27 protein-coding genes are annotated in these 26,978 nt (G+C 71.5%); 17 read left to right on the top strand and 10 right to left on the bottom strand.

The window, feature by feature from the left end; genetic code table 11:
- Nucleotides 1-14: 14 nt before the first annotated feature.
- The 13 genes from frr to VGN74_RS05940 all read left to right on the top strand — a co-directional run bounded on the left by frr (nucleotide 15) and on the right by VGN74_RS05940 (nucleotide 12,296).
- Nucleotides 15-572, top strand: a complete 558-nt coding sequence (frr, locus tag VGN74_RS05880) for a ribosome recycling factor (RefSeq protein WP_327446425.1) — start codon at nucleotides 15-17, stop codon at nucleotides 570-572.
- Between the two features lie 19 nt (nucleotides 573-591).
- Nucleotides 592-1,347: a polyprenyl diphosphate synthase gene (gene uppS, locus VGN74_RS05885; protein ID WP_414643527.1), complete on the top strand. Its 756-nt coding sequence runs from the start codon at nucleotides 592-594 to the stop codon at nucleotides 1,345-1,347.
- Complete coding sequence (locus VGN74_RS05890) at nucleotides 1,347-2,162, top strand: phosphatidate cytidylyltransferase (protein WP_327446427.1); 816 nt, start codon at nucleotides 1,347-1,349, stop codon at nucleotides 2,160-2,162. Before uppS ends, VGN74_RS05890 begins: the two co-directional genes overlap by 1 nt.
- Nucleotides 2,159-3,358: a 1-deoxy-D-xylulose-5-phosphate reductoisomerase gene (dxr, locus tag VGN74_RS05895; RefSeq protein ID WP_327446428.1), complete on the top strand. Its 1,200-nt coding sequence runs from the start codon at nucleotides 2,159-2,161 to the stop codon at nucleotides 3,356-3,358. Before VGN74_RS05890 ends, dxr begins: the two co-directional genes overlap by 4 nt.
- A gap of 23 nt (nucleotides 3,359-3,381) precedes the next feature.
- Nucleotides 3,382-4,599: an RIP metalloprotease gene (locus tag VGN74_RS05900; RefSeq protein WP_327446429.1), complete on the top strand. Its 1,218-nt coding sequence runs from the start codon at nucleotides 3,382-3,384 to the stop codon at nucleotides 4,597-4,599.
- A gap of 29 nt (nucleotides 4,600-4,628) precedes the next feature.
- Nucleotides 4,629-7,019, top strand: a complete 2,391-nt coding sequence (gene bamA / locus VGN74_RS05905; RefSeq protein ID WP_327446430.1) for an outer membrane protein assembly factor BamA — start codon at nucleotides 4,629-4,631, stop codon at nucleotides 7,017-7,019.
- A 27-nt stretch (nucleotides 7,020-7,046) separates the two neighbouring features.
- The gene (locus VGN74_RS05910) at nucleotides 7,047-7,637 is read left to right on the top strand and encodes an OmpH family outer membrane protein (protein WP_327446431.1); all 591 of its coding nucleotides are present in this window, start codon (nucleotides 7,047-7,049) and stop codon (nucleotides 7,635-7,637) included.
- Nucleotides 7,638-7,644: 7 nt separating this feature from the next.
- Entirely contained in the window at nucleotides 7,645-8,664 is a 1,020-nt protein-coding gene (gene lpxD / locus VGN74_RS05915; protein WP_327446432.1) for a UDP-3-O-(3-hydroxymyristoyl)glucosamine N-acyltransferase, read from the top strand.
- Nucleotides 8,657-9,124: a 3-hydroxyacyl-ACP dehydratase FabZ gene (fabZ, locus tag VGN74_RS05920; protein ID WP_327446433.1), complete on the top strand. Its 468-nt coding sequence runs from the start codon at nucleotides 8,657-8,659 to the stop codon at nucleotides 9,122-9,124. The genes lpxD and fabZ overlap by 8 nt, the downstream gene beginning before the upstream one ends.
- Nucleotides 9,125-9,126: 2 nt before the next feature.
- Entirely contained in the window at nucleotides 9,127-9,912 is a 786-nt protein-coding gene (gene lpxA, locus VGN74_RS05925) for an acyl-ACP--UDP-N-acetylglucosamine O-acyltransferase (protein ID WP_327446434.1), read from the top strand.
- The gene (gene lpxI, locus VGN74_RS05930) at nucleotides 9,909-10,751 is read left to right on the top strand and encodes a UDP-2,3-diacylglucosamine diphosphatase (RefSeq protein WP_327446435.1); all 843 of its coding nucleotides are present in this window, start codon (nucleotides 9,909-9,911) and stop codon (nucleotides 10,749-10,751) included. The genes lpxA and lpxI overlap by 4 nt, the downstream gene beginning before the upstream one ends.
- A complete protein-coding gene (lpxB, locus tag VGN74_RS05935) occupies nucleotides 10,748-11,914 on the top strand; it encodes a lipid-A-disaccharide synthase (protein ID WP_327446436.1) in 1,167 nt (388 codons plus the stop codon). The genes lpxI and lpxB overlap by 4 nt, the downstream gene beginning before the upstream one ends.
- A gap of 166 nt (nucleotides 11,915-12,080) precedes the next feature.
- On the top strand, nucleotides 12,081-12,296 hold the full coding sequence (locus VGN74_RS05940) for a cold-shock protein (protein WP_291119962.1): 216 nt from the start codon (nucleotides 12,081-12,083) through the stop codon (nucleotides 12,294-12,296).
- Nucleotides 12,297-12,385: 89 nt separating this feature from the next.
- On the opposite strand, the gene gltA is transcribed toward VGN74_RS05940, so the two are convergent.
- Both gltA and gltX read right to left on the bottom strand, forming a co-directional pair.
- A complete protein-coding gene (gene gltA / locus VGN74_RS05945; RefSeq protein ID WP_327446437.1) occupies nucleotides 12,386-13,687 on the bottom strand; it encodes a citrate synthase in 1,302 nt (433 codons plus the stop codon).
- A 69-nt stretch (nucleotides 13,688-13,756) separates the two neighbouring features.
- Nucleotides 13,757-15,163: a glutamate--tRNA ligase gene (gene gltX, locus VGN74_RS05950; protein WP_327446438.1), complete on the bottom strand. Its 1,407-nt coding sequence runs from the start codon at nucleotides 15,161-15,163 to the stop codon at nucleotides 13,757-13,759.
- On the opposite strand from gltX, the gene VGN74_RS05955 reads away from it, so the two are divergent.
- Nucleotides 15,162-17,336 carry a ComEC/Rec2 family competence protein gene (locus VGN74_RS05955; RefSeq protein ID WP_327446439.1) on the top strand — a complete coding sequence of 725 codons (2,175 nt, stop codon included), beginning with the start codon at nucleotides 15,162-15,164 and terminating at the stop codon, nucleotides 17,334-17,336. The two genes, gltX and VGN74_RS05955, sit on opposite strands and share 2 nt — an antisense overlap.
- Nucleotides 17,337-17,571: 235 nt before the next feature.
- Here the strand turns inward: VGN74_RS05955 and lexA are convergent, their stop codons facing one another.
- The 4 genes from lexA to VGN74_RS05975 form a co-directional block, all read right to left on the bottom strand.
- Nucleotides 17,572-18,276: a transcriptional repressor LexA gene (lexA, locus tag VGN74_RS05960; protein WP_327446440.1), complete on the bottom strand. Its 705-nt coding sequence runs from the start codon at nucleotides 18,274-18,276 to the stop codon at nucleotides 17,572-17,574.
- Nucleotides 18,277-18,343: 67 nt separating this feature from the next.
- Entirely contained in the window at nucleotides 18,344-19,138 is a 795-nt protein-coding gene (gene trpC / locus VGN74_RS05965) for an indole-3-glycerol phosphate synthase TrpC (RefSeq protein ID WP_327446441.1), read from the bottom strand.
- Nucleotides 19,135-20,169, bottom strand: a complete 1,035-nt coding sequence (gene trpD, locus VGN74_RS05970) for an anthranilate phosphoribosyltransferase (RefSeq protein ID WP_327446442.1) — start codon at nucleotides 20,167-20,169, stop codon at nucleotides 19,135-19,137. The genes trpC and trpD overlap by 4 nt, the downstream gene beginning before the upstream one ends.
- A gap of 7 nt (nucleotides 20,170-20,176) precedes the next feature.
- Nucleotides 20,177-20,767, bottom strand: coding sequence for an aminodeoxychorismate/anthranilate synthase component II (locus tag VGN74_RS05975; protein WP_327446443.1), 591 nt, complete (start codon nucleotides 20,765-20,767; stop codon nucleotides 20,177-20,179).
- A gap of 87 nt (nucleotides 20,768-20,854) precedes the next feature.
- On the opposite strand from VGN74_RS05975, the gene VGN74_RS05980 reads away from it, so the two are divergent.
- Entirely contained in the window at nucleotides 20,855-21,013 is a 159-nt protein-coding gene (locus VGN74_RS05980) for a hypothetical protein (RefSeq protein ID WP_327446444.1), read from the top strand.
- Here VGN74_RS05980 and VGN74_RS05985 read toward each other — a convergent pair.
- Nucleotides 21,010-21,261, bottom strand: coding sequence for a helix-turn-helix transcriptional regulator (locus VGN74_RS05985; protein ID WP_327446445.1), 252 nt, complete (start codon nucleotides 21,259-21,261; stop codon nucleotides 21,010-21,012). The genes VGN74_RS05980 and VGN74_RS05985 overlap by 4 nt on opposite strands.
- Nucleotides 21,261-21,755: a DUF2975 domain-containing protein gene (locus tag VGN74_RS05990; RefSeq protein WP_327446446.1), complete on the bottom strand. Its 495-nt coding sequence runs from the start codon at nucleotides 21,753-21,755 to the stop codon at nucleotides 21,261-21,263. The genes VGN74_RS05985 and VGN74_RS05990 overlap by 1 nt, the downstream gene beginning before the upstream one ends.
- A gap of 81 nt (nucleotides 21,756-21,836) precedes the next feature.
- Here VGN74_RS05990 and VGN74_RS05995 point away from each other — a divergent pair, with 81 nt between their 5' ends.
- Both VGN74_RS05995 and VGN74_RS06000 read left to right on the top strand, forming a co-directional pair.
- On the top strand, nucleotides 21,837-22,763 hold the full coding sequence (locus VGN74_RS05995) for an ABC transporter ATP-binding protein (protein ID WP_327446447.1): 927 nt from the start codon (nucleotides 21,837-21,839) through the stop codon (nucleotides 22,761-22,763).
- Complete coding sequence (locus VGN74_RS06000) at nucleotides 22,760-23,485, top strand: ABC transporter permease (RefSeq protein ID WP_327446448.1); 726 nt, start codon at nucleotides 22,760-22,762, stop codon at nucleotides 23,483-23,485. The genes VGN74_RS05995 and VGN74_RS06000 overlap by 4 nt, the downstream gene beginning before the upstream one ends.
- Nucleotides 23,486-23,506: 21 nt before the next feature.
- Here VGN74_RS06000 and trpE read toward each other — a convergent pair whose 3' ends face one another.
- Both trpE and VGN74_RS06010 read right to left on the bottom strand, forming a co-directional pair.
- The gene (gene trpE, locus VGN74_RS06005) at nucleotides 23,507-25,033 is read right to left on the bottom strand and encodes an anthranilate synthase component I (RefSeq protein WP_327446449.1); all 1,527 of its coding nucleotides are present in this window, start codon (nucleotides 25,031-25,033) and stop codon (nucleotides 23,507-23,509) included.
- Entirely contained in the window at nucleotides 25,030-26,931 is a 1,902-nt protein-coding gene (locus VGN74_RS06010; RefSeq protein ID WP_327446450.1) for a peptidylprolyl isomerase, read from the bottom strand. Before VGN74_RS06010 ends, trpE begins: the two co-directional genes overlap by 4 nt.
- Nucleotides 26,932-26,978 lie beyond the last annotated feature (47 nt).

Genomic DNA, 26,978 nt, shown 5'->3' on the forward strand with positions numbered 1-26,978 from the left:
CAAGAGATACGCTCATGGCCAAGCCCGACCTGAAGACCTATCGCGACCGCATGGACAAGGCGGTTTCGGCGCTCAAGGAGGAGTTCGCCGGTCTGCGCACCGGCCGGGCCAACGCCGGCCTGCTGGAGCCGGTGATGGTCGAGGCCTATGGCTCGACCTCGCCCCTCACCGCCGTGGCCGCCATCAGCGTGCCCGAGCCGCGCATGATCTCGGTCAGCGTCTGGGACAAGGGCATGGTGGTCTCGGTCGAGAAGGCCATTCGCTCGGCCGGGCTCGGCCTCAACCCGGTCGTCGATGGCCAGACCCTGCGCATCCCGATTCCGCCGCTGACCGAGGAGCGCCGCAAGGACCTGGTCAAGCTGGCGTCCAAGTACGCCGAGCAGCAGAAGGTGGCCGTGCGCAACGTGCGCCGCGACGCCAACGACGAGCTGAAGAAGGCTGAAAAGGCCGGCGACATCAGCCAGGACGAGCAGAAGAAGATGGAGGCCGAGGTCCAGAAGGACACCGACGCCGCCGTGAAGCGCATTGACGAGGCGCTGAAGGTCAAGGAAGCCGAGATCATGCAGGTCTGACGGACCTGAGCGCCCGGGAATGCACGCGATGACCGACGCCCCCGACGCGGGTGGCCCCGACGGGCCCGCCCACGTCGCCATCATCATGGACGGCAACGGCCGCTGGGCCGAGCGTCGGGGTGCGCCCCGCGCGCTGGGGCACCGCGAGGGCGTCCAGGCTCTGAAGCGGACGGTGCAGGCGGCCCCGGACTTCGGCATTCGCTGCCTGACGGTGTTCGGGTTCTCGACCGAGAACTGGCGTCGGCCGGCCGAGGAGGTCTCGGACCTCATGGGGCTGGTGCGGGCCTATGTGGCCAGCGACCTCGAGCGTCTGGCCCGCGAGGGCGTCCAGGTCCGTATCCTCGGGCGTCGCGCGGGTCTGCCGGCCGACATCGCCGAGATCGTCGCGCGCGCGGAGCAGCGCACCGCGCACAACGACCGTTTCCGTCTGCAGGTGGCGTTCAACTATGGCGGCCAGGCCGACCTCGTCGACGCGGCCCAGGCCCTGGTCGACCGCGCCGCGCGCGAGGGACGCTTCGAGGTGGTCGAGGACGACCTGGCGGCCGGCCTTTCCGGCGCCGGGGCCCCGCCGCTGGATCTGATCGTGCGCACCTCGGGCGAACAGCGCCTGTCGAACTTCTTGCTCTGGGAAGCAGCCTACGCCGAGCTGGTGTTTCAGGACGTGCTCTGGCCGGACTATGGCGCGGAGCCGCTTGCGGCGGCCGTGGCCGAGTATCGCCGCCGCCAGAGGCGGTTTGGCGGACGTCCGGCGCAGCCCGTGCTGGCGGCCGGTTGATGCCGGGGCGGATCGGCGACATAGGCCCGCGCGCCGTCTCCGCCCTCGTGATGGCCCCCGTGGCCGTCTTCGCGGTCTGGCTCGGCGGCCTCTGGACCGCGGCTGTCATTGCTCTGGTCTGCGTGCTGCTGGCCTCCGAATGGTCGCGCATGAGCGCGCCCTCGGCGTGGCGCGGCATCCTCGCCGCCGTGGCGGTCGCGCTGCTTGCGGCGGTCGCCGCGACCCATGCCTTCGGTCTGTCCGAGGGACTGATCGCGCTGGTGGCGGGGGCGGGGCTGGCGGCCCTGTTCGCCTGGCGGCTGGGGCGTTCGCGCACGGATGCCGCCTATGGCGTGCTCTATATCGGCTGGCCGGCGGTGCTGTTCCTGTGGCTGCGCGACGGAGCCAGCGCCGAGGGCTTCTACTGGGTCACCCTGACGTTCGCCGTGACCTGGTCGGCGGACATCGCCGCCTTCCTGACCGGCTCCCTGCTGCGGGGGCCGAAGCTCTGGCCGCGCTTCTCGCCGAACAAGACCTGGTCGGGCTTCCTCGGCGGGCTGGCGGCCGGCACCCTTGCCGGGGCGCTCATGACGGCCCTGCCCGAGCAGGGCACGGACAGCGTCGTGATCGGCGCGCTGCTGGGCCTCGCGGGCGGGGCTGCGGCCATGGCGGGCGATCTGTGGGAGTCCGCGCTGAAGCGGCGCTTCGGGGTCAAGGACGCCGGCGACATCATTCCGGGGCATGGCGGGCTGCTTGACCGGGTCGACGGGCTGATGTTCGCCATCGTCGTCATTGCCGCCGGGCGCTTCCTGATCGAGCTGGGCCAGGTCGGATGAGTTCCGTGCGTCGCGTTTCCGTTCTCGGCGCCACCGGCTCCGTCGGCGTGTCCACGCTGGAGGTGATGGCGGCCATCGAGGCGGCGGGTGGGGAGCCCTTCGAGGTCGAGGCCCTGACCGGGGCGGGCAACATCGCCCGGCTGGCCGAACAGGCGCGCCGCTGGCGTCCGCGCCTCGTGGTGACGGCCGACCCCGCGCGCCTGCAGGATCTGCGCGACGCCCTCGCGGGAGAGCCGGTCGAGGTGGCGGCCGGGCCGGAGGCGCTGGTCGACGCCGCGGTGCGCCCCGCCGATCTGGTCATGGCCGCGATCGTCGGCGCCGCCGGCCTGCGTTCGGCCTGGGCCGCGGCGGCGACCGGCGCGACGCTGGCGCTGGCCAACAAGGAAAGCCTCGTCTGCTGCGGCCCGGCCCTGCGCGCCCGGGTCGAGAGGGCCGGCGGACGGCTGATCCCGGTCGATTCCGAGCACTCGGCGATCTTCCAGGTGTTCCCGCACGACCGGCCCGACACCGTGTCGAAAGTCATCCTGACAGCGTCCGGGGGGCCGTTCCGGAGCGCCACGCTGGCGCAGATGGCGGCGGTGACGCCCGAACAGGCGGTGGCGCACCCGAACTGGAGCATGGGAGCCAAGATCTCGGTCGACAGCGCCACCATGGCCAACAAGGGTCTCGAGATGATCGAGGCGGCCTATCTCTTCGACCTGCCGGCTGACCGGATCGACGTGGTGGTCCATCCCGAGTCGATCATTCACAGCATGGTCGAGATGATCGACGGCTCGACACTGGCCCAGATGGGGCCGCCGGACATGAAGACGCCGATCGCCTGCGCCCTGGCCTGGCCGGGGCGGGCGGCGTGGGATGCGCCGAAGCTCGACCTCGCGCGGCTGGGCCGCCTGACCTTCGAGGCGCCGGACCTCGAGCGCTTCCCGGCCCTCGCGCTCGCCCGGCAGGCGCTGCAGGCCGGCGGCGCCGCCCCGGCCGTGTTCAATGCCGCCAATGAGGCGGCGGCGCGCGCCTTCCTTGACCGCCGTCTGGCCTTTCTCAATATTGCCGCAGTCGTCGATCAAACCCTGCAACGGGTGTGCGGCGCAGGGGTGGAGTGCAGCGCTGTGGATGCCTGCGAGGCGGCGCTTCGGATCGATGCTGTCGCCCGGGAGACCGCCGGGGTCGTCATCGATGCGATGGCGGCTGCGGCCTGACGGACGGGAGTTGATCGGCGCGCATGTTGGACGTCCTGGGACAGGTCCTGATCTACGTTGTGCCGTTCCTGCTGGTGCTGACGGTCATCGTCACCATCCACGAACTCGGCCATTTCTGGACCGCCCGCGCTTTCGGCGTGAAGGTCGAGCGGTTTTCCATCGGCTTCGGCCGCGCCATCCTGAGCCGGCATGACCGTCACGGGATCGAGTGGCGCCTCGCCTGGCTGCCGCTCGGCGGCTACGTCAAGTTCGCCGGCGACCTCGACGCCTCCAGCGTTCCGGACCGCAAGGGCCTCGATGAGCTGCGCGAGCGGATCGCGCGGGACGAGGGCGAGGGGGCCGTCAGCGACTACTTCCACTTCAAGCCCGTCTGGCAGCGCGCCCTGATCGTGGCCGCGGGCCCCTTCGCCAACTTCGTTCTGGCGGTGCTGATTTTCGCCGTTCTGTTCAGCGCCCTGGGCGTCCAGGTGAACCCGCCGCGGGTCGCCGGCGTGGCCCCGGACGGCGCAGCCGCCGCGGCCGGGTTCGAGACCGGCGACCTCGTGGTGGCCATCGACGGGCGGCGCATCGAGGACGCCAACGAGATGATCCGCATCGTCAGCCTCAACGCCGGCGAGGCCCTGACCTTCCGGGTCGAGCGCGACGGGCAGCCGGTCGAGCTGATCGCCACTCCCGCCCGCTCGGTCGAGCAGGACCCGATCGCCGGCCGCGTCACTGTCGGGCGCATCGGGCTGCAGCTGGGCTCGCTGCCCGGCGAGACGCGGTTTGTCCGCTATGACCCCATCGCCGCCGTTGGCCGGGGGGTGCAGGAGGTCGGCGATGTGATCGGGACGACCCTGCACTATCTCGGCCGCTTGCTGACCGGCCGCGAGAGCGGCGACCAGCTGAGCGGCCCGCTGGGCATCGCCAAGGCCTCGGGCGCGCTGACCGATCGCGCGGTCAGCGCCAATCCGGACCCGGTCTTCACCGCCCTGAATGTGCTGCTGACCCTGGTCCAGTTCGCCGCCATCCTCTCGATCGGAATCGGCTTCATCAATCTGATGCCGATCCCCGTTCTCGATGGCGGACACCTCGTGTTTTACGGCTATGAAGCTGTGGCCGGAAAGCCCGTCGCCGCTGCTGTCCAGGAGGCCGGCTACCGCGTCGGGCTTGCCTTGGTCGCGGCTTTGATGTTGTTCGCCACCTGGAACGATCTGCAAAAGCTCGATCTGTTCCGTTTCCTCGGCGGGCTCGCCAGTTGAGCCGACGCCAGCCCCCGATGGTAGACCGCATGACCCGAACCCGTTCCCGCGCTGCGCTCCGTCTGGGCGCCTACGTCAGCGTCGCCGCCCTGGTGGCCGCCGCCGGCCCGGCTCCGGAGCAGGCCGCCCCGGCGCCCCAGGATGGCGCTGCGACCGGTCCCGCGCCGGCCCAGGCCGCGCAGCAGGCGCGCGTCAACCGCATCTTCGTGCGCGGCAACCAGCGCATCGATCCGTCGACGGTGCTGTCCTACCTGCCGATCCAGCCGGGCGACGTCGTCGACCCGCTGACGCTCGATGTGGCGGTCCGCACCCTTTATCGCACCGACCTGTTCGCCGACGTCCAGATGGGCGTGCAGCCGAACGGCGACCTGATCATCGACATCGTCGAGAACCCGATCATCAACCAGGTGGTGTTCGAGGGGAACAGCGCGGTCCGTGAGGACAAGCTGCGCGAGGAAGTCACGCTGCAGCCGCGCGGCATCTTCACCCGCGCCCGGGTGCAGGAGGATGTGCAGAGCATCGTCGAGCTCTACCGTCTGCAGGGCCGCATCTCGGCCTCGGTCACGCCCAAGCTGGTGCAGCTGGAGCAGAACCGCGTCGATGTGGTGTTCGAGATCGACGAAGGCCCCCAGACCGGCGTCCGCCAGGTCACCTTCATCGGCAACGAGGCCTTCTCGGACGGCGACCTGCGCGAGGTGATGGTCACCAAGACCTCGCGCTGGTGGCAGTTCTTCTCGTCGAACGACAACTACGACCCGAACCGGCTCGACTACGACCGGGAGCAGCTGCGCAAGTTCTACACCAACCGCGGCTACTACGACTTCCGCATCCTCTCGGCGGTGGCCGAGCTGTCGCCGGACAATGACTCCTTCGGCATCACCCTGACCGTCGAGGAGGGCGATCGCTACAACTTCGGCGAAATCACCGTCGAGACGACCAGCGACCGGCTGAACGAGGACTTCCTGCGCGCGCTCGTGCCGATCCGCAGCGGCGACCTGTACGAGAGCGACCGCATCGAGAACGCGGTCGACGCCCTGACCTTCGCGGCCGGCTCGGCCGGCTACGCCTTCGTCGAGATCAACCCGACCTATCGCGCCAATCCGGAGACCGACACGGTCGACGTGGTCTTCAATGTCACCGAAGGCGAGCGTGTCTACGTCGAGCGCATCAATGTGGTGGGCAACACCCGCACCGTCGATCCGGTCGTGCGCCGGGAACTGCTGCTGGTCGAGGGCGACGCCTTCAACCGCCGCCTGATGGACCTGTCGCGCAACAACCTGCGCGCCCTCGGCTTCTTCGAGGAGGTCGAGATCGAGGAGGCCCGCGGCTCGGCGCCGGACCGCAGCGTGCTCAATGTGAATGTCACGGAGCAGCCGACCGGCGAACTGTCGGTCGGGGCCGGTTTCAGCTCGGTCGACTCCTTCGTCGTCAACCTCGGCATCTCGGAGCGCAACTTCCGCGGCCGCGGCCAGAACGTCGTAGCGCGCGTCGAGTGGGGCTCGCTGCGCCAGCAGATCGATTTCCGTTTCACCGAACCGCGCTTCCTCGGCCGCAACCTGCGCGCCGGCTGGGACCTGTTCCACTCGCGCTATGACTTCCAGCAGGAGTCGTCGTTCGACTACCGCTCGACCGGCGGCGGTCTGCGGATCTCCTATCCGCTCAATCGCTACACCCTGTTCAGCGCCCGCTACTTCCTGCGCGACGACGAGATCATCGTCCCGCGCGGCTACTGCAACGGCCAGGGCTCGCGGGCCCTGTGCGAGCAGGTCGGCGCGTCGCTCAACTCCTCGGCCGGCTACACCCTGTTCGTCGACCAGCGGAACGACCCGATCCGTCCGACCCGCGGCTGGACCACCAGCCTGCGGCAGGATTTCGCCGGCATCGGCGGCGATGTGAACTACATCAAGACCGAGGTCGAAGGCGCCTGGTACTGGGGCATCACCCCGTCGTGGGTCGTCAGCCTGCAGGGCTCGGCCGGTTATGTGTCGGGCTGGAACGGCGACGCGGTGCGGATCAACGACCGCTTCTTCAAGGGCGGCAACAGCTTCCGCGGCTTCGAGACCGCTGGCATCGGCCCGCGCGACCTGGCCACCAACGACGCCCTGGGCGGCAACTACTACGTGGTCGGCACAGCCGAGCTGACCGTGCCGAATGGCCTGCCGGAACAGTACGGCATCCGCACCTCCCTGTTCGCCGACGTCGGCACGCTCGGGGGGCTGGATGACCGTTACACGGTGAACAGCAACGGCGTGCGCGACGCCAATATCGTCGACGACACCTCGCTGCGCGCCTCCGCCGGCGTCAGCATCCACTGGCGTTCGCCGATGGGCCCGATCCGCTTCGACCTCAGCAAGATCCTGTCGAGCGAAGACTACGACGAGTCGGAAACCTTCCGCTTCTCGACCTCGACCCAGTTCTAAGGGAACCGGCCAAGCCGGACATGTAACATGAAGACGACCCTCGCTCTCGCCCTCGCGGCGCTCACCACCCTCGCCGCCGGGGCCGCCTCGGCCCAGACCGCCGGTCCCGCCAACCCCGGCCCGGTGATTCCGGGCGTGTGCGTCTACCACAACGAGCGTGTGGTCGGTCAGTCCACGGCCGGCCAGGCTCTGAACGCCGGCATGCAGCGCCTGTTCGAGGAAGTGCGCGGCGAGCTCCAGCCCTACGCCGCCTCGATCGAGACCGAGGCCCAGACCCTCGCCCAGGGCCAGGCCACCATCCCGGCGGCCGAGATGCAGCAGCGCCGCCAGGCCCTGCAGCAGCGCCTGCAGGAAGCCCAGCAGCTGGAGCAGACCCGCGATGCGGAGCTGCGCTACACCCGTGCGGTGCAGCTGCAGGCCATTGCCCAGGCCGTCGACCCCATCATCGTCGCCGTCTACCAGGAGCGCGGCTGCGGCCTGCTGCTGGACCGCGAGAGCGTCTACGTCATGAACCCGGCGATGGACATCTCGGATGTGGTCATCCAGCGCCTCAATGCCGCCCTGCCGACGCTGAGCTTCAACCGCCTCGCGGTTCCGGCCGACGTCCAGGCCCAGTAAGGCCCGCATGCCCGACCGCCGCTTCTTCGACCAGGGCCAGCCCCTGACGGTCGCTGCAGCGGCGGCGGACTGGGGCGAGGTCGTGCGCGGCGGCGAGACGTCGCTGACCGGGGTCGCGCCGCTCGATGCGGCCGGACCGGGGGACCTAGCCTTCCTGTCGGACCACCGGCTCGCGCCCCGGCTGGAGGCTACCCGGGCCTCGGCCGTCGTAGTCGCGGCCGAGATGGTCGACCGCGCGCCCCCCGGCGCCGCTTTGATCATCAGCCGTTACCCGCAGGCCCTGTGGGCGCGCGCCGCCGGCCGACTGTTTCAGCCCCTGCCGGCGCTCGATCCCGCCCTGCCGGCCGAGGCGTGCGAGGACGACAGCGTCCGGATCGCGCCCGGCGTCTTTCTCGGGCAGGGCGCCCGGATCGGTCGCGGCAGCGTGATCGGACCGGGAACCGTGATCGGGCCGGGGGTTCAGATCGGCCGCGACGCCCGCATCGGCGCCCATGTCAGCGTCTTCTGCGCCCTGATCGGCGATCGGGTGACGCTGCTGTCCGGCGCCCGCATCGGCGAGGCCGGCTTCGGGGCCGCGCCGTCGCCCGCCGGCCCCATGGACGTGCCGCAGCTGGGGCGGGTCGTCCTGCAGGACGGGGTCACGCTCGGGGCCAACAGCTGCATCGATCGTGGAGCCTATGACGACACGGTCATCGGCGAGGGCACCAAGATCGATAACATGGTCCAGATCGGCCATAACTGCCGCATCGGCCGCTTCTGCCTGATGGCCGCCCACACGGGCATCTCCGGCTCCGTGATCGTCGGCGACGGCGTGATGTTCGGCGGCCGGGCCGGGGTCGGCGATCACATTACCATCGGGGCGGGGGCGCGGATCGCCGGGGGAGCCGGCGTGCTGGCCGATGTTCCGGCCGGCGAGACCTGGTCCGGCTATCCGGCCAAGCCCCTGCGACAATCCTTGCGTGAAGCCGTCTGGCTGGCCAAACAGGCGCAGGGAAAGACTCGCAGCGGGACCGACGGGCATGGCTGAGGACACGGGCAGGATCGACTACGCCGAGGTGATGCGGCGGCTGCCGCACCGGTATCCCTTCCTGCTGGTCGACCGGGCCGAGGACTTCGTGCCGGCCACCTCGATCACCGGCATCAAGAACGTCACCCACAACGAGCCCTTCTTCCCGGGCCATTTCCCGATCGACCCGGTCATGCCGGGCGTGCTGATCGTCGAGGCCATGGCGCAGACGGGCGCGCTGCTGATGTCCAAGTCGCTGGACGTGGCCGTGGCCGACAAGGTCATCATGTTCATGTCGATCGACGGCGTGCGCTTCCGCAAGCCGGCCCGGCCCGGCGATCAGCTGCGCATGGCGGTTCAGGTGATCAAGGCGCGTGGCGACGCCTACAAGTTCCGCGGCGAGACCTTCATCGACGGCAAGCTGGCGGCCGAGGCCGAGTTCATGGCCATGGCCGTGACCGTCGAGGCGCCGGTGAGCTGAGCATGGCCATTCATCCCAGCGCCCAGGTCGACGCCCGCGCCGAGCTGGCGGCGGATGTCGAGATCGGCCCCTGGTGCATCGTCGGGCCCGGGGTGCAGCTGGCCGCCGGCGTTCACCTGGTGAGCCATGTGGTGGTCCAGCAGGACACCTCGGTCGGCGAGGGCACGGTCATCCATCCCTTCGCCGTGATCGGCGGCGACCCGCAGCACAATGGCTACAAGGGCGAGCCGGTCCGCCTCGAGATCGGCGCCAACAACGTCATCCGCGAGCATGCCACCTTCAACCGCGGCACGCCGCAGGGATCGGGCGTGACCCGCGTGGGCGCGAACAACCTGTTCATGACGGGCGCTCACGTGGGGCATGACGCGATCGTCGGCGACAACGTGGTCATGGCCAACAACGCCACCCTCGGCGGCCACGCCCAGGTCGGCGACCGGGTCTTCCTCGGCGGCCTGTGCGCCGTGCACCAGAACGGCCGGGTGGGGCAGGGCGCCATCGTCGGCGGCCTCGCCGCCGTCACCCGGGACGTCATCCCGTACGGCTCGGCCTGGGGCAATCACGCGCGCCTGCACGGGCTCAACCTCGTCGGCCTCAAGCGCAAGGGCTACGGCAAGGACGCCATCCGCCGCCTGCTGGCCGCCTACCGGGACCTGTTCGAGGGCGAGGGCGTGTTCGCCGACCGCATCGACCGCACGGCCGCGGCCTATGGCGACCTGCCGGAGATCGGCGAGATCATCGCCTTCATCCGCGAGGATGCCCGCCGGCCGCTCTGCCTGCCGGGCGAATGAGCGCGGGCGCGCCTCGCCTGGGCCTGATCGCCGGGGGCGGTGACCTGCCCCTGCGCATCGCGGCGCGCTGCGACGACGAAGGCCGGAGCCTGTTCGTCATCCGGCTGAAGGGGTTCGCCGATCCGCATCTGGCGCGCTGGCCGGGCGTCGATCTGGGCATGGCCGAGATCGGGGGGATCCTGGCGGCCCTGAAGCGTGAGGGCTGCGGCGCCGTCTGCTTCGCCGGCATCGTCGCCCGCCCGGACTTCCGCAGCCTCAAGCCGGACCTCAAGGGCGCCACCCTTCTCCCCGGCATCGTGGCGGCGGCGACGAAGGGCGACGACGCCCTGCTGCGCAAGATCCTGTCGATCTTCGAGGCCGAGGGCTACGCCATCGAGGGCGCCGACGACCTGCTGGGCGGGGAGACTCTGCCGGCGGGCGCGCTGGGCCGGGTGACGCCGACGCCGGAGCAGCTGGCTGACCTGAAGAAGGCGCTGCATGTCGCGGAAAAGGCCGGGGAACTGGACATCGGGCAGGGCGCGGTCGTGGTCGACGGCCTCGTGCTGGCGGTCGAGGCCCAGGAGGGCACCGACGCCATGCTGCAGCGAACGGCGGGGCTGCCGGCCGACCTGCGCGGCGCGGCCGGCGCCCGCAAGGGCGCTCTGGGGAAGGCCCCCAAGCCGATCCAGGACCTCCGCGTCGACATGCCGGTGATGGGCGTGCGCACCGTCGAGCTGGCCGCCGCCGCCGGCCTCGCCGGGGTCGGAGGCGTGGCGGGGCAGCTGATCCTGATCGACCGCGAGGGCATGGTGGCCGCCGCGGACCGGCTGGGCCTGTTCGTCTGGGGCGAGGACCGATGAGCGGACCCCTGACCGTCATGCTGGTCGCTGCCGAGGCCTCCGGGGATGCGCTCGGGGCCGGGCTGGCGGCGGCCCTGAAGCGGCGGCTGGGGAAAGACGTTCGCTTCGTCGGGACCGGCGGCGCGCGTATGGCCGCCGAGGGGGTTGAGAGCCCGTTCGACATCGCCGAGCTGTCGATCCTTGGCTGGATCGAGGGCCTCAAGGCCTATGGCCGCGTCAAGCGGCGGGTGGCCGAGACGGCGGCGCTGGCCGCCCGCGAAAAGCCGGACGTGGTCGTGCTGATCGACAGCTGGGGCTTCACCATCCGGGTGGCCAAGGCCATCCGCGCGGCCTCGCCGCAGACGCCGCTGATCAAGTACGTCGGCCCGCAGGTGTGGGCCTCCCGCCCGGTGCGGGCGAAGACGCTGGCGAGGGCGGTGGATCATCTGCTGGCGCTCTACGCCTTCGATGCGCCGTGGTTCGAGCGGGAAGGCCTGAAGACCACGGTCGTCGGGTCCCAGGCGCTGCATGTCGATCTCGACGGGGCCGACCCGGAGGCCTTGCGCGCCGAGCTGGGCCTCGCCCCGGAGGCGCGCGTTCTGCTGGTGCTGCCCGGCAGCCGCCCGGCCGAGATCACGCGGATGACCCCTGTGTACGAACAGGCGGTCGCCCGGCTGCGCGAGGGGCGTCCCGACCTCGAGGTCATTCTCGCCGCGGCCGGGCCGGTGGCCGAGAGCGTCCGCACGCGGGTCGCCGCCTGGCCGTTCCGGGTGCATCTGGTCGATGAGGACCGCAAGTACGCGGCCATGCGGCTGGCCGACGCGGCGCTGGCCACCTCCGGCACCGTCTCGACCGAGCTGGCCCTGGCCGGCGCGCCGATGGTCATTGCCTACCGCATCGATCCGCTGGGCTACCGGATCATGAAGCATTTTGTGACGGCGCGGCATGTGACCCTGTTCAACATCGCCGCGGATCGCCGTATCGCCCCGGAGTTCATCCAGGATGCGGCGACGCCCGAGGCCCTCGCGGGGGCTGTCGGCCGGCTGCTGGACGATCCGGCCGCCGCCGCGCAGCAGGCGCAGGACCAGACCGAGGCGCTTTCGCTGATGGGGCGGGGCGGCGCGGACCCGTCCGAACTGGCGGCGGACGCCGTGCTCGATGTGCTGGCCGCGCGCCGCGGTTGAACGCAGCGTTTGCTTTCCGGAGGCGACCCGCCTATAGGGGCCACGTCGATCTCTGTGCGTAACGCCCCGTTCTCTCTGCGCACGCACGAGTTTTCCGGCCGATCCATTCAGAACCGACACGTCGTCCGGGGTCGTCCCGGCGGCGAACGCCATGTGGAGATCTGAAATGGCGACTGGAATCGTTAAGTGGTTCAACCCGACCAAGGGCTACGGCTTCATCCAGCCGGAAGACGGCGGCAAGGACGTGTTCGTCCACATCACCGCCCTGGAGGCCGTTGGCCTGCGCAGCCTGAATGAAAACCAGCGCGTCTCGTACGAGCTGGAGCGCGACCGTCGCACCGGCAAGGAATCGGCCGGCAAGCTGGTCGTCGAAGGCGCCTGAGACGCCCGAAACGCTTCGGCGCAAGCCGGACATGAAAACGCCGGGGTCGTGGACCCCGGCGTTTTTTGTTTGGTCGTGAGGCGGGCGGCTCAGCCGCGGCGCTCGACCGGCACGTAGTCGCGCTGGGTCGGGCCCGTGTAGAGCTGGCGCGGGCGGCCGATCTTCTGCGACGGGTCGGCCATCATCTCCTGCCACTGGGCGATCCAGCCCACGGTGCGGGCGAGGGCGAACAGCACGGTGAACATGGTGGTCGGGAAGCCCATCGCCGACAGGGTGATGCCCGAATAGAAGTCGACGTTCGGATAGAGCTTGCGCTCGATGAAGTACTCGTCGTTCAGCGCGACCTGCTCCAGCTCCTTGGCGACCTGGAACAGAGGATCGTTCGGGTCGCCGACCGCGGCCAGCACCTCGTTGGCGCTCTCCTGCATGACCTTCGCCCGCGGGTCGTAGTTCTTGTAGACCCGGTGGCCGAAGCCCATGAGCTTGTACTTGCGGTCCTTCACCCCGGCGATGAACTCCGGAATCTTCTCCGGCGTGCCGATCTCCTTCAGCATGTTCAGCGCCTCCTCGTTGGCGCCTCCGTGCGAGGGGCCCCACAGGCAGGCGATGCCGGCGGCGATACAGGCGAACGGATTGGCCCCCGACGACCCGGCCAGACGCACCGTCGAGGTCGAGGCGTTCTGCTCGTGGTCGGCGTGCAGGATGAAGATGCGGTCCATGGCGCGGGCCAGGACCGGGTTCACCTCATACTCCTCAGCCGGCACGGCGAAGCACATGCGCAGGAAGTTCTCGGCGTAGTTCAGGTCGTTCTTCGGATGGATGAACGGCTGGCCGACCGAGTACTTGAAGGCGCGGGCGGCGATGGTCGGCATCTTGGCGATCAGGCGGATGGCCGAGATGTTGCGCTGGACCGGGTCATGGATGTCCAGGCTGTCGTGGTAGAAGGCCGACAGGGCCCCGACCGTGCCGACCATGATGGCCATCGGGTGGGCGTCGCGGCGGAAGCCCTCGAAGAAGCGGTCGAACTGCGAATGCAGCATGGTGTGCATGGTGATGCTGCGCTCGAACTCGGCGTACTCGCCGGCCGAGGGCAGCTCGCCGCGCAGCAGCAGGTGGCAGACCTCGACGAAGTTGGAGTGCTTGGCCAGCTGGTCGATCGGGTAGCCGCGGTGCAGCAGCGTGCCCTTGTCGCCGTCGATGAAGGTCAGGCCCGACTCACAGGCCGCCGTCGAGGTGAAGCCCGGGTCGTAGGTGAAGGCCTCGGTGGCGCCGTAGAGCTTGCGGATGTCGATGACGTCCGGACCGGTTGTGCCGGACAACACCGGCAGGTCCACCGTCTTGCCGGCGTAGGAGAGGGTCGCCGAGCCGGCGGTTTTGGTCTGGTCAGTCATCTGGCCCCCTGAGAGGTTCCGGGTCTGAAATGGCGGCGACCGGACGTCGCTCGTCTGTGTTGATGGCGATCACTTAGTCTGTTGCAACGCATCATCCAAGCGCCCGAGCGACTCTTCCCGCCCCAATGCGGACAGGGTCTTGCCCAGATCGGGCGAGGGCAGGCCGCCGGTCAGGGCGGCGCGCAGCACCGGGCCGACCTTGCCGAAGCCGACGCCCTCGGCCTCTGCAAAGGCCTTGAGGGCGGCGTCGAGCGCCGTCGGGGTCCAGTCGTCCTGGCCCGCCAGCACGGGAACGAGACGCGACAGCCGGTCGCGGGCCTCGCCGGCCAGCTGGCCCTTCGCCTTGTCGCCGAGCGCGAGCGGACGCACGGCGCGGGCGAAGGCGCTCTGTTCGGCCAGATCCAGCACGGTGCGGGCGCGGTCCTTGATCAGGGGAAGGGTGGCGGCCAGCCGGTCTGCGACGGGGCCGTCCGCCGGCTGACCGGCGCGGGTCAGGGCCTCCAGCGTCAGGGTCACGAGACGGGCGTCGTCGGCCTGACGCAGCCAGTGCGCGTTGACGTGGGCCAGCTTGTCGAAGTCCAGCCGCGCCGGCGCCTTGCCGATGCCGGTGAGGTCGAACCAAGCCTGGGCTTCGGCGTCGCTGAACAGCTCGGCGTCGCCATGGGCCCAGCCGAGCCGGGCGAGGTAGTTGCGCATGGCTTCGGGCAGATAGCCCATCTCGGCGTACTCATGGACCGCCTGGGCCCCGTGGCGCTTGGACAGCTTGGCACCGTCCGGCCCGTGGATCAGCGGAATGTGGGCGAAGACCGGCCGGGCCCAGCCGAGGGCGTCATAGATCAATGATTGACGGGCGGCGTTGTTGAGGTGGTCGTCGCCGCGGATCACGTGGGTGACGCCCATGTCGTGGTCATCGACCACCACGGCCAGATTGTAGGTCGGGGCCCCGTCCGAGCGCAGCAGCACCAGGTCGTCGAGCGCGCTGCTTTCCCAGCGCACGTCACCCTGCACGGCGTCGGCGACGATCACCGGCGTGTCGAGCGGGCGGCGGAAGCGGACGGTGTGCGGCTGGGCAGGGTCGCCCTCGGACGGGTCCCGGTCGCGCCAGGGCGACTCGAACGGCCGGCCCTCGGCCCGCGCCGCATCGCGCAGGGCGCCGGTCTCCTCGGCCGAGAGATAGTCGCGGTAGGCTGCCCCGCGCGCCAGCAGCTCGGCCACGACCTCCCGATGGCGATCGGCCCGACTGAACTGGAACACCGGCGGCTCATCCGCCGCCAGGCCCAGCCAGTCCATGCCGTCGAAGATGGCCTTCACCGCGGCCTCGGTGGAGCGCTCGCGATCCGTGTCCTCGATGCGCAGCAGGAAGCGCCCGCCGCAGCCCTTCGCGTAAAGATAGTTGAATAACGCCGTTCTTGCGCCGCCTATGTGCAGATAGCCGGTGGGAGACGGGGCGAAGCGGGTGACGACGGGGGAGGTCATGGCGTCCGGAAGCAACGGGCCCTCAGCGGCCCGGGCGGCCCTTATACCCCCCGACGGGCCGGCGCCCAGCCTCGCGTCCCGCCTGCTGCGCCGCGTCCCGGGCTGGCTGGGCGACCAGCTGGCGCGGCAGGCGGATCGCTGGCGCCTGTGGACCCCGGTAGCGCTGGGCGGCGGGGCGGCGACCTGGTTCGCCCTGCCGGTGGAGCCGCCGGGCTGGCCGCTGATGCTCGGCGCCGTCCTTCTGCTCGGCGGGTGGGGTCTGGTGCGCTGCCGGGGGGCGACGCGGGGCGTGACCCTGCCGCTGCTGCTGGCGGCCGCCTTCGCCGCCGGGCTGGCGCTGGCCGACGGGCGCAGCGCCCGGGTCGCCGCGCCGGTCGCGCCGGCCCCGGACGGTCCGGTCCGGATCGAGGGCTGGGTGGTCGACGTCGACGGCCCGGGCGCCAGTGGCGCGGCGCGTGTGCTGCTGGCCCCGGTGCGCGTTTCCGGCCTGTCACCAGAGGCCACGCCGGTGCGGGTGCGGCTGACCCTGCGCGGCCAGCCCCCGCGGCCGGGGGCGGCGATCGCCGTGACCGCCCTGCTCAATCCGCCGCCGGGGCCGGCCAGCCCGGGCGCCTATGACTTCGGGCGGGTCGCCTGGTTCCAGAGCCTTGGCGGGGTGGCCTTCGCCCTGACCCCGCCGCGCGACATCGCCTTGCCGCCGCCCGGCGCGCGCCTGCGGCTGTCGCTCTGGATCAACGCCCAGCGCTACGCCCTGGCGGAACGGATCGTGGCCCGGGTCGGGCTGCCGGCGGGCGGGGTCGCCGCCGCCATGGTGACGGGCCACGAGACCTGGCTGGCCCCGGCGGAGGTCGAGACCATGCGGGTCTCGGGCCTCGCCCACATCCTGTCGATCTCCGGTCTGCACATGGCGGTCGTCGGCGGCTTTTCCTTCTTCCTCGCCCGGTTGCTGATCGCGGCCTGTCCGCCGCTGGCCCTGCGCATCAACGGCAAGAAGGCTGCGGCCCTGTTCGGCCTCGCGGCGGTCGGGACCTATCTGGTGGTGTCGGGCGCGCCCCCGCCGGCGGAGCGGGCGGCCATCACCGCTTCGATCGCCTTCCTCGCCATCCTGCTGGACCGGCAGGCGATCAGCATGCACGCCCTGGCCGTCGCCGCTGTGGCCGTGCTGGCGCTGCAGCCCGAGGCCATCGTCACCCCGGGCTTCCAGATGTCGTTCGCGGCCACCGCCGCCCTCGTCGCCCTCGCCGAGGCCTGGCCGCGGCGGACGGCGGAGATCTCGGTGCCCTGGCCGATCGCGGTCGTCCAGCGGGCCGGCAGCTGGCTGGTCATCGCCCTGCTGGCCAGTCTCGTCGCCGGGGCGGCGACCGGCCCCTTCGCCATGCAGCACTTCAACCGCACCGCCATGTTCGGCCTGCTGGCCAATCTGATCGTCGCGCCCCTGTCGGATTTCCTGATCATGCCGATGCTGGCGCTGGGGGCGGTGTTCGAGCCGCTGGGGCTCGGCGCGCCCTTCCTGTGGGTGGCGGGCGTCGGCATCGACGCCATGCTGGCGGTCGGCGCCTGGATCGCCGGTCTGCCCGGCGCGGTCGTGACCATTCCCAGCGCGCCGACCGCGGCCCTGCCGATCGCCTTCCTCGGGGTGCTGGTCATCTGCCTGACGCGCGGGCCGCTGCGCTGGGCCGGGCTGCCGCTGGCCTGCGCCGTCCTGCTTTGGCCGCGCGCCCCGACGCCCGACCTGTGGATCGGCGAGCAGGTGGGGGCCGCGGCGATCGTCGCGGACGGACAGGCGATGCTGGCGCGCGGGACGGCGGGCAGCTTCGCCGTCGATGTCTGGAGCCGGCGGCGGGGGCTGGAGGTGAGGCCGCGGGATCCGGCCGACTGGCGCTGCGACCGCACCAGCTGCCTACCGGTTGATGGCGGCCCGCTGGCGGTATCATGGGCGCGGCGGGCGCCGGCGCCGGAACGCCTGTCGGCGCTGTGCGCGGTGGCGGAGGTGGTCGCGGTGCGGGCCGTCGTCCCAGCCTTGCCGCCGGCCTGCGACGGTCGTCTGGTGCTGGACGGCGGGGACTGGGCGCGCGGCGGCGCGGTGGAGCTGTGGCGCACCCCGGACGGCTGGCGCGCGCTCAGGGTCGCCGATCTGCGAGGGGACCGGCCGTGGAGCGGGGGCGGCGGGTAGGCGGGCGTCTCCTCAACACCCCGTCACCCTCGGGCTTGACCCGAGGGTCGAGGGCGCCGTCGCACAGCGGCGGAGGACTATGGCGCGGGACCCCGGGCTGTGCAGGCCTCTGGCGGACTGCCCGCGGACCGCCCGATCCTCGGGTCAAGTCCGAGGATGACGGATCTGGAAGGGGAACCCGTGTCCGGCTGATGCCCCCGGGGAACGACACGGTTGGGCGCCCCGCCGACGAGGCTCAGTGATACCGGCGGATCAGCCCGACCAGCTTGCCCTGCACCTCGACCTGGTCCGGGCCGAAGATGCGCGTCTCATAGGCCCGGTTGGCAGGCTCCAGGGCGATCGACTGGCCCTTCTTGCGCAGGCGCTTGAGAGTGGCTTCCTCGCCCTCGACGAGGGCGACGACGATCTCGCCCGAGACGGCGTTGTCGACGCGCTTGATGACGACCATGTCGCCGTCGAGGATGCCGGCCTCGATCATCGAATCGCCCTCGATCTCCAGCACATAGTGCTCGCCGGCGCCCAGCATGGCCTCGGGGACGGGCAGGCGGTCGCGCTCGTGCTGGATGGCGGCGATCGGCGTGCCGGCGGCGATCTTGCCGAGCAGCGGCAGGTCGCGGACGTCATTGGCCGGCTCGGCGACCGGCGCACGCGCCGCCCGGGCCCCGCCGCCCTCGATGACGTCGGGCCGGAAGCCCGCCACCCCGCGCGGGGCGCCGGCGGTGGCCTGGTCCGGAAGCTTCAGCACCTCCAGCGCCCGGGCCCGGTGGGCCAGGCGGCGGATGAAGCCGCGCTCCTCCAGCGCCGTGATCAGCCGGTGGATGCCCGACTTGGACGCCAGATCCAGCGCCTCCTTCATCTCGTCGAAGGAGGGCGACACGCCCGTCTCCTTGATGCGCTCATGGATGAACATCAGGAGCTCGTGCTGCTTGCGCGTGAGCATCGGGCGGAAACCTTCCAGAACAAGGCGTGAACCGTTGCCGATGTTCTGTAAGTGTTCTTCCTTAATGTCAACCTAACGACAGGAGGGCCCGCGTCGCCGCCGTCACGTCGGTCTGCCGCATCAGGCTCTCGCCGACGAGGATGGCCGTGGCGCCGGTCCGGGCCACCTCGGCCACGTCCTCGGGGGTGAAGATCCCGCTCTCGGCGACCAGCAGGGCCTGCGGCGGGGCCATGTTGGCGAGTCGGCCGGTCGTGGCCAGATCGACCTCGAAGGTCCGCAGGGAGCGATTGTTGACCCCGACCAGATCGCCGCCCAGTGCCGCCGCGCGGGCCATCTCGGCCTCGTCGTGGGTCTCGATCAGGGCGTCCATGCCGAATCGGCGGGCCTCGGCCAGCAGCTCGGCCGCCAGCGAATCGTCGATCATGGCCAGGATGATCAGGATGCAGTCGGCGCCCAGCGCCCGGCTCTCGGCCACCTGCCAGGGGTCGACGAGAAAGTCCTTGCGCAGACAGGGCAGGGCGGTCGCGGCGCGGGCCTGCCCCAGATAGGCGTCGTCTCCCATGAAGCTGGGGCCGTCGGTCAGCACCGACAGGCAGGCGGCGCCGCCGGCCTCGTACGCCTTCGCCAGCGCCGGCGGGTCGAAGTCGGCGCGGATAAGCCCCTTGGACGGACTGGCCTTCTTGATCTCGGCGATCAGGGCCGGGCGACCGGGCGTCGCCTGGGCGACCAGAGCCCGGCGGAAGCCGCGCGGGGCGTCCGCAGCCGCGGCGCGCGCCTCGATGACATCCTGCAAGGTCGCGGCCTTCCGCGCCGCCACATCCTCGCGCTTGTAGGCGGCGATGCGCGCCAGCACGTCGGTCACGACGAAGGCTCCTCGAAATTACGGTGACTGGCGGCGACGAGGCCCTCGAGCGCGCGGGCGGCGCGGCCGTCGTCGATGGCGGCGGCGGCCAGCCCGGCCCCGGCGCGCAGGTCGGGGGCCAGATCGGCCACGACCAGCGCCGCGGCGGCGTTCAGCAGCACCACGTCGCGATAGGGGCCGCGCTCGCCCGCCAGCAGACGCCGGATGGCTTCGGCATTGGTCTCGGCGTCGCCGCCGCGCAGGTGCTCCAGCCGGGCTTCCGGCAGGCCGGCGTCGGCGGGGGTGACGGTGAAGCGGGTCACCTTGCCCTCGCGCCATTCGGCGACCTCGCTCAAGCCCGTGGTGGTCAGCTCGTCCAGCCCCTGGCCGTGGACGGTCCAGGCGCGCACCGCCCCGAGGCGCCCCAGCACCTCGGCCAGAGGCGCCAGCAGGCGCGGGTCATAGACGCCCATCACCTGACGCCGCGCCCCGGCCGGGTTGGTCAGCGGCCCCAGCAGGTTGAACACGGTGCGAAAGCCCAGCTCGGCCCGGATCGGGGTGACGTGGCGCATGGCCCCGTGGTGCGAGGGGGCGAACAGGAAGGCGATGCCGGCCTCGGTCAGGGCGGCCATCTCCTGCCGGGCGCTGGCCTGCAGATTGACGCCCAGCGCCGCCAGCACGTCAGAGGAGCCGGACTTCGAGCTCAGCGCCCGGTTGCCGTGCTTGGCCACCTTCGCCCCGGCCCCGGCGGCCACGAGCGCGGCGGCGGTCGAGATGTTGAAGGTGTGGGCCCCGTCGCCGCCGGTGCCGCAGGTGTCGATCACCTCGAACGGCGGCTCCAGCCGCGCGGCGGCGGCGCGCATGGCCTCCGCAAAGGCGGCGATCTCCTCGACCGTCTCGCCGCGGACCCGCATGGCGGTGACGGCGGCCCCGACCTGGCCCGGGGTGGCCTCGCCGGCGAGGCAGGCGGCGGCGAAGGTGCGGGCCTGCTCCGGCTCGAGGCTGCGGCCCTCGGCGAGGCGCGCCAGAATCGGCTTCAGGGCGTCCGACACGGCCGGGTCAGGCCGCCGCGAGGCGGCGCACGCCGGCCAGGTCGAGGAAGTTGGCCAGCATGGCGTGGCCGTGCTCGGTGGCGATCGATTCCGGGTGGAACTGCACCCCGTGGATCGGTCGGGCGTGATGCATCAGCCCCATGATCTCGTTGTCGGCGGTCCATGCTGTGACCTTCAGGGTGTTCGGCAGGGTTTCGCGGCGCACGGCGAGGCTGTGATAGCGGGTGGCGGTAAAGGGGCTGGGCAGGCCGCGGAACAGGCTCTCGCCCTCGTGGTGGATCGGCGAGGTCTTGCCATGCATCAGCGCCTTGGCGCGGATCACGTCGCCGCCGAAGGCCTGGCCGATCGCCTGGTGGCCGAGGCAGACGCCGAGGATCGGCAGGTCTTCCGGCGCGTCCCGGATCAGGTCGAGACAGATGCCGGCCTCGTTCGGCGTGCAGGGGCCCGGCGACAGCAGCAACGCCTCCGGCTTCAGCGCCAGCGCCTCGGCCGCCGTCAGGTCGTCGTTGCGGATGACATGCGTCTCCGCGCCCAGCTCCGCGAGGTAGTGGACGAGGTTGTAGGTAAAGCTGTCGTAGTTATCGACGACGAGGATCATGGTCGCGCTTGTAGGCGGGCCCGGGCCTCCCGCCAAGCGGGCGCGGCGATTGGCGTTTCCTTAAGAGCTGGCGGCGAGGCTTGGGTCATGGCCGATCAGATTTCCGCCCGCCGCCTGCTGGCCGAAGCCCGTGCGTTGCTGCAGGCCCCCGAACCCGCGGTCTCGGCCGCGCCGGTGCTGCTGGCCGCCAGCCTGATGGCCGCCTCGGCCCTGCTCATGGCCTGGGTCGTGATCCTGGGAGTCTAGAGGTCGTCGCGGTCGGCCTCGCTCGCCGGCGCCGCCTCGGCCGGATCGAAGTCGTAGTCGAGCAGGTCGGCCGGCTTGCATCCCAGCGCCGCGCACAGCCGCGCCAGGGTGCGGAAGCGGATGCCCTTCACCTTGCCGGAGCGGAACAGCGACAGCTGGGTCTCGCTGAGGCCCACCTGCTCGGCCAGATCACGAGCCTTGAGGCCGCGGCGGACGATCAGCTCGTCGAGGGTGACGCGGATCGGCATCAGACCATCTCGTCCAGCTCGGACTGCACCGCCGCGGCGCGATCCATCACCCGGCCCAGCAGGAACATCGCGCCGCCGACCATGCCGAGCGTCATGCCGCCGATGTCGAAGTGCAGGTAGCCGCCGGCGCCCGGCATGACGAGGCGCATCAGATTGACCACCACGAAGACGCTGAGCACCCCGCCGACGCCCAGCGCCAGCCCGGCCCGGCGCAGCCCTTCCGCGGTGGCGGTCTGGATCAGACGCCCGCGGCCGATCTGGCCCACGGCCTCGCCAATGGCCCAGACCCCGTAGAGGTAGAACAGCGCCGGCAGATGCCAGACCAGCCCCCTCAACATGGAAGCCTCTGCGGCGCGCTCGCCCGTGGCCACGAGATAGGCCGGCCCCACCACTGTCATCAGCGCGAGAAGGCCGCCGACCGAGGCGATCATGAACCACGCCAGGAGCCGGAACTGGCGGCAGCGGCGGCGGAAGCCATCGCGTTCGAGCGACATGGTCGACCTTTCAGAACTTTAATCTTGACTTAAAGAAGCATCCCGCGCGTCTTTAGGCAAGACTTAAAGCGCGGAGGGCGGATGAACGCGATCGAAACCGAGGGACTGGCGCGGCGGTTCGGCGCGCGCTGGGCCGTTCAGGACCTTGACCTCGAAGTGCCGAAGGGCGCCGTCTACGGCTTCCTCGGACGCAACGGGGCGGGCAAGACGACCACTATCCGCATGCTGCTGGGGCTGTGTCGTCCCACCGCCGGGCAGTTGCGGGTGGCCGGGGCTGACGTGCGGACCGACCGTCTGGCGGCGGCGCGTCGGACCGGGGCGCTGCTCGAGCATCACGGCCTCTATGGCAATCTCACCGGACGGCAGAACCTCGACCTGACCCGGCGCCTGCTCGGCCTGCCGCCGAGCGAAATCGACCGGGTGCTGGAGGCGGTGGACCTCAAGGCCCGCGGCGGCGATCGGGTCGCCGGCTACTCCCAGGGCATGCGCCAGCGGCTGGGGCTGGCCCGGGCCCTGATGGGCCGACCGGAAATCCTGATCCTCGACGAACCGACCAATGGCCTCGACCCCGAGGGCATCGCCGAGATGCGGGCCTTTCTGCGCGACCTGCCGGCGCGCAGCGGCGCGACGGTGCTGCTGTCCAGCCACCTGCTGGGCGAGATCGAGCAGACCGCCAGCCATGTCGGCATCCTCGTCGCCGGCCGGTTGAAGGTGCAGGGCGCCCTGGCCGAGCTGCGCGACCGGACGCCGCCGGAACTCGAGGTGGACTGCGACGACGCGGGCAAGGCGCGGGCGCTGCTGCAGTCGGCCGGGCTGCAGTTGCTGGACGGCGATGCGGGCGTGACCGTCAGGCTGGCGTCGCGGGACGGGCCGTGGGTCGCCCAGGCCGCCGCGCTGAACCGCCGTCTGGTCGAGGCGGGACTGGCCGTCTCGCGTCTCGCCCCGCGCCAGCGCTCGCTTGAACGCCTCTACGCCGAGGCCGCCGCTTCCCCGGAGACCGCCCGATGACCGCCGTCCTGATGGTTGAACTTCTGAAGCTGCGCCGCAGCCTTGCCCTGCTGCTGGCGGTCGTCGCCCCGGGGCTGATCGCCGTCTTCCTGACGCTCAGCGCCCTGCGCGCGGACGACGCGCGGCCGTGGGAGATGTGGATGATGCAGGGGGCCGGCATCTGGGCCTTCTTCATGCTGCCGATGAGCGTGACGGCCCTGACCGCCCTGATGGCCCATATGGAGCATGGGCCGCAGAGCTGGAGCCACCTTCGCGCCCTGCCGGTGCCGCGCTGGCGGCTGTATGCGGCCAAGGCCGTGGCGACCCTCGGACTGATCGCCCTGATGTCGGCGGCGGCCCTGATCCTGCCCTGGGCGGGGCTGGAGCTGGCGGCGCGGCTCAAGCCGGCGATCGTTCCGACCGGGGCGCTCGACGTCGGGGCCATGGCGCTCATGATGGCGAAGGTGTTCGCCGCCGGCGTGCTGCTGGTCGCTGTCCAGCTCTGGGCCGCGCTGCGCTTCCAGAGTTTCGTGCCGGGCCTGACGCTGGGCATCGGCGGCACCTTCTTCGCCGTCGTCGCCACCTCGGCGAAGGAGGGGGTGTTCCTGCCGTGGCAGATGCCGGTGAACGTCTTCGCCAGCGACCCGGCGCGGGCCCAGCTGGCCCTGACGCTGGGCGGCGTCGGCGGGCTCGTGGCGCTCGCCCTCGCGATCGCTCATTTGGCAAGGCGAGACCCGGCGTGAGGATCGCGCCGGCCTGGCGGGTCAGACCTCGCCGGGCCGGTTGGCCGGGGCGCCGAGCTCGAAGCGCCAGGCGTCGTCGGCGGCCTTCATCGGCGCGCGCGCCTTGGCCACGGTCTCGCGGTACTCGGCCGAGGGATCGGAGTCGGCCACGACCCCGGCGCCGGCCTGGATGAAGATGCGGCCGTCGGCGAACAGGGCGGTGCGCAGCACGATGCAGATGTCAGCCTCGCCGCCGGCCGAGATGTAGCCCACCCCGCCGCCGTAGCCGACGCCGCGCTTGTCGCGCTCCAGCTCGTCGATGATCTCCATGGCCCGCACCTTGGGGGCCCCGGACAGGGTCCCGGCGGGCAGGGCGGCCAGCAGGGTGTCCACCGCGTCCAGCTTCGGATCCGCCGCACCCTCGACGTTCGAGACGATGTGCATCACCTGGCTGTAGCGCTCGACCACGAAGCTCTCGGTCACCTTGACCGAGCCCGGGGCCGAGACCCGGCCAACGTCGTTGCGGCCAAGGTCGAGCAACATCAGGTGCTCGGCGCGTTCCTTGGGATCGGCCAGCAGTTCGGCCTCGAGGGCGCGATCCTCGGCCGGGGTCTCGCCCCGGGCGCGGGTGCCCGCGAGCGGCCGGATGGTGACCCGACCGTCCTTGAGGCGGACGAGGATCTCGGGGCTCGACCCGGCCAGCTGGAAGCCGCCGAAGTCGAGGAAGAACAGATAGGGTGAAGGGTTCTGCCGCCGCAGGGAGCGGTAGAAGGCGAACGGGTCGCGGTCCCAGGGCGCGCTGAAGCGGTGGCTGAGCACGACCTGGAAGATGTCGCCGGCGGCGATGTAGTCGTGCGCCTTCGCCACCATGGCGCGATAGCCCGCCTCGTCGACCGGCGAGACGAAGGCCGGGGTCGGCAGGGGCTCCGGTGCGGTCCGCGCCAGCAGCGGCTTGCGCAGGTCGGCCTCGAAGGCGTCCAGCCGGACCTCGGCCGCGGCATGGGCGGCGGCCGCGTCGGAGCCGTCGGGGAAGCACGGGGCGATCATGACGATCTCGCGGCGCACGGAATCGAACACGGCGATCAGGGACGGCCGCGCCAGTTCGGCGTCGGGAAGCGCGAGAGGGTCGGGGCGCGCCGGGCCGAGCGGCTCCAGCAGACGCACCATGTCGTAGCCGAACACGCCGAAGAGGCCTGCGGCCATCGGCGGCAGGTCTTCGGGCAGGTCGAGGCGCGTCTCGGCGATGAGGGCGCGCAGGGAGTCGAGCGCCGGGCGCCCATCAGACTCGAACCGGCCGGCGGCGACGGCGTCGCGGCCGCGGGCGATCTCCGCCTTCCCGCCGCGGGCGCGCCAGACCACGTCCGGATCGAGGGTCAGGATGGAGTAGCGCCCGTTGAGCGCGCCGCCCTCGACGGATTCCAGCAGGAAGGACCAGCGGCGGCCCCGGCCGACCTTGAGGAAGGCCGACACCGGGGTCTCCAGATCGTCGACGATCCGGCGCACGACCAGCTGCGGCCGACCTTCCGCCCAGCCGGCGACGAACTCCGCCGGCGCCGTCGTCGCCGTCATCGGGCGGTCGGCGCCGGTTCGGCGGCGAGCCCCAGGGCCGACCGGGCGCGGGCCGGGTCGGACTCGGCCTTGACCCGGGCCGCGGCCGAGGCGGCGGCGCTCTGCACCATGTCCTGCACCAGCTGCTGGGTCAGGGCCGGGCGGATCTGCTCGACCAGCGGGGCGGCTTCGGCCGGCGTCGCGGCGCGGATTTCGTCGACCCGGCCGATGACGCGGCGGTCGGCGGTCTGGGCTTCGGTGAACACCTGGCCCTTGGCCTGACCGAACAGGCCGCGCAGCACGCCGCCGCCGATCTCGGTCTGGGTCTCCTGGGTGGCCTGCAGGCGCTGGCGGGACACCAGCGGCGCATTCACCGAAGCGGCCACGGCGGCGATGTCCTCGCCGCCGCGGATGCGGCCGGCAAGCTGGTCGGCGAGGGCGGCCAGACGGCGACCGTTCTCGCGCTGAACCCAAGCCTGGGCCAGCGGCGCGCGAACCTCGGCCAGCGGCGGCAGGGCGGCCGGCTGGATGCGGTCGACGCGCAGCGCGAAGTACTGACCCTGACCGGCGTCCACGACCTCGCTCTCGCCATTGGCGGGCAGGGCGAAGGCCGTGGAGAACACCTCCGGCGGGGCCTGCAGCGGCTGGCCGTTGGGCAGGGCGCCCTGGGCGGTAAAGGGCGGCAGCTGGACCAGGCGGGCGCCCGCTCGTTGGGCCGCGTCGGCCAGGTTCGCGCCTTCGTTGCGCGCCGCCTCATAGGCCTCGACGCGCTCGTAGACGGCGGCGCGCTGGGCTTCCTCGGTCAGCTCCTGCACGATCTGGTCGCGCACCTGGGCCAGCTCCGGCGTGGAACCGGGCAGGACCTGGTCGAGGCGGGCCACGACGAAGCCGACGGCGGTGCGGATCGGGTCGGACACCTGGCCCGGCTGCAGGCCGAACACGGCCTCCGCCACGGCGGCGTCGGCGATCTGCGAGCGGGCACGCGCGGAGTTGGTGGTGGCGCTCACGCCGTTGGCCTCGGCCACGGCGGTCGGGCTCTGACCGGCGCGCAGGGCCCCGGCGATGCGGGCCGCAGCGGCCTCGCTGGATGCCGGCACCGTGGTGAAGGCGCGCTGCTCGGGCATGGACAGCGACTCCCGGCGGAAAGCGTAACGCTCGGCGATCTGCGCCTCGGTGACGGCCGGGGGCTCGCCGCTGTTGAACAGCACCAGCGTCACATTGCGGAACTCGGGGCGGCGCAGCTGTTCGGCGTTCTCGTTGAGGAAGGCGTTCAGCTGGGCGTCGGTCGGGGCCGGCGCGGCGCCCGCCATGGCCTGGGTGACCTCGAACCAGCGGCCGTCGCGGCTTTCGCGCGCCTGACCGGCGGCCAGGGCGCCATAGACGCGCGGCGCGCGGATGCCGGCGAACAGGGCCGAGGTGAAGTGGCCGATGGCGACGTCGTCGCGCAGCCCCTGCTCGAAGTCGGCCACCGTCAGGTTCTGCTGGGCGAGGGTGTTGCGGTAGGCCTCCTCATCGAAGCGGCCCGTGATCTGGTTGAAGAAGTTCGGGATCTGGCGGACCTGATCAGCCACGAGGGCGGCTCCGGGGCGCACGCCGGCGTTCCAGGCCCAGGCGAGGAAGCCGAGCTCCTCGGTGCGGGCGTCGAGCATCTGCGTCAGCACGCCCTCTTCGGCCATCCGCTCGAAGGTGACCGACTGGCCCGGCGCCCGCTCTTCCAGATTGGTCCGGACGCGTTCGGCGTAGGTGCGGAACTCGGGGGCGTCCACCGACCGGTCGCCGGCGGAAATCACATGTTGCGGGCCCAGCGCGCCGAGCACGTCAACCTGGCTGCCGCCGGTGACCAGCAGGGCGATGGCCGTCAGGGCGATCAGGCCGATCGCCCAGGGCGACTTCGCGAACTTGCGGAACAGGGTGATCATGACCGACCTTCGGTAAGGGCGCGCGCCCGGACGTGGCCTCCGCCTAT

This window comes from Brevundimonas sp., from assembly GCF_035998205.1.
Taxonomy (GTDB): Bacteria; Pseudomonadota; Alphaproteobacteria; order Caulobacterales; family Caulobacteraceae; genus Brevundimonas.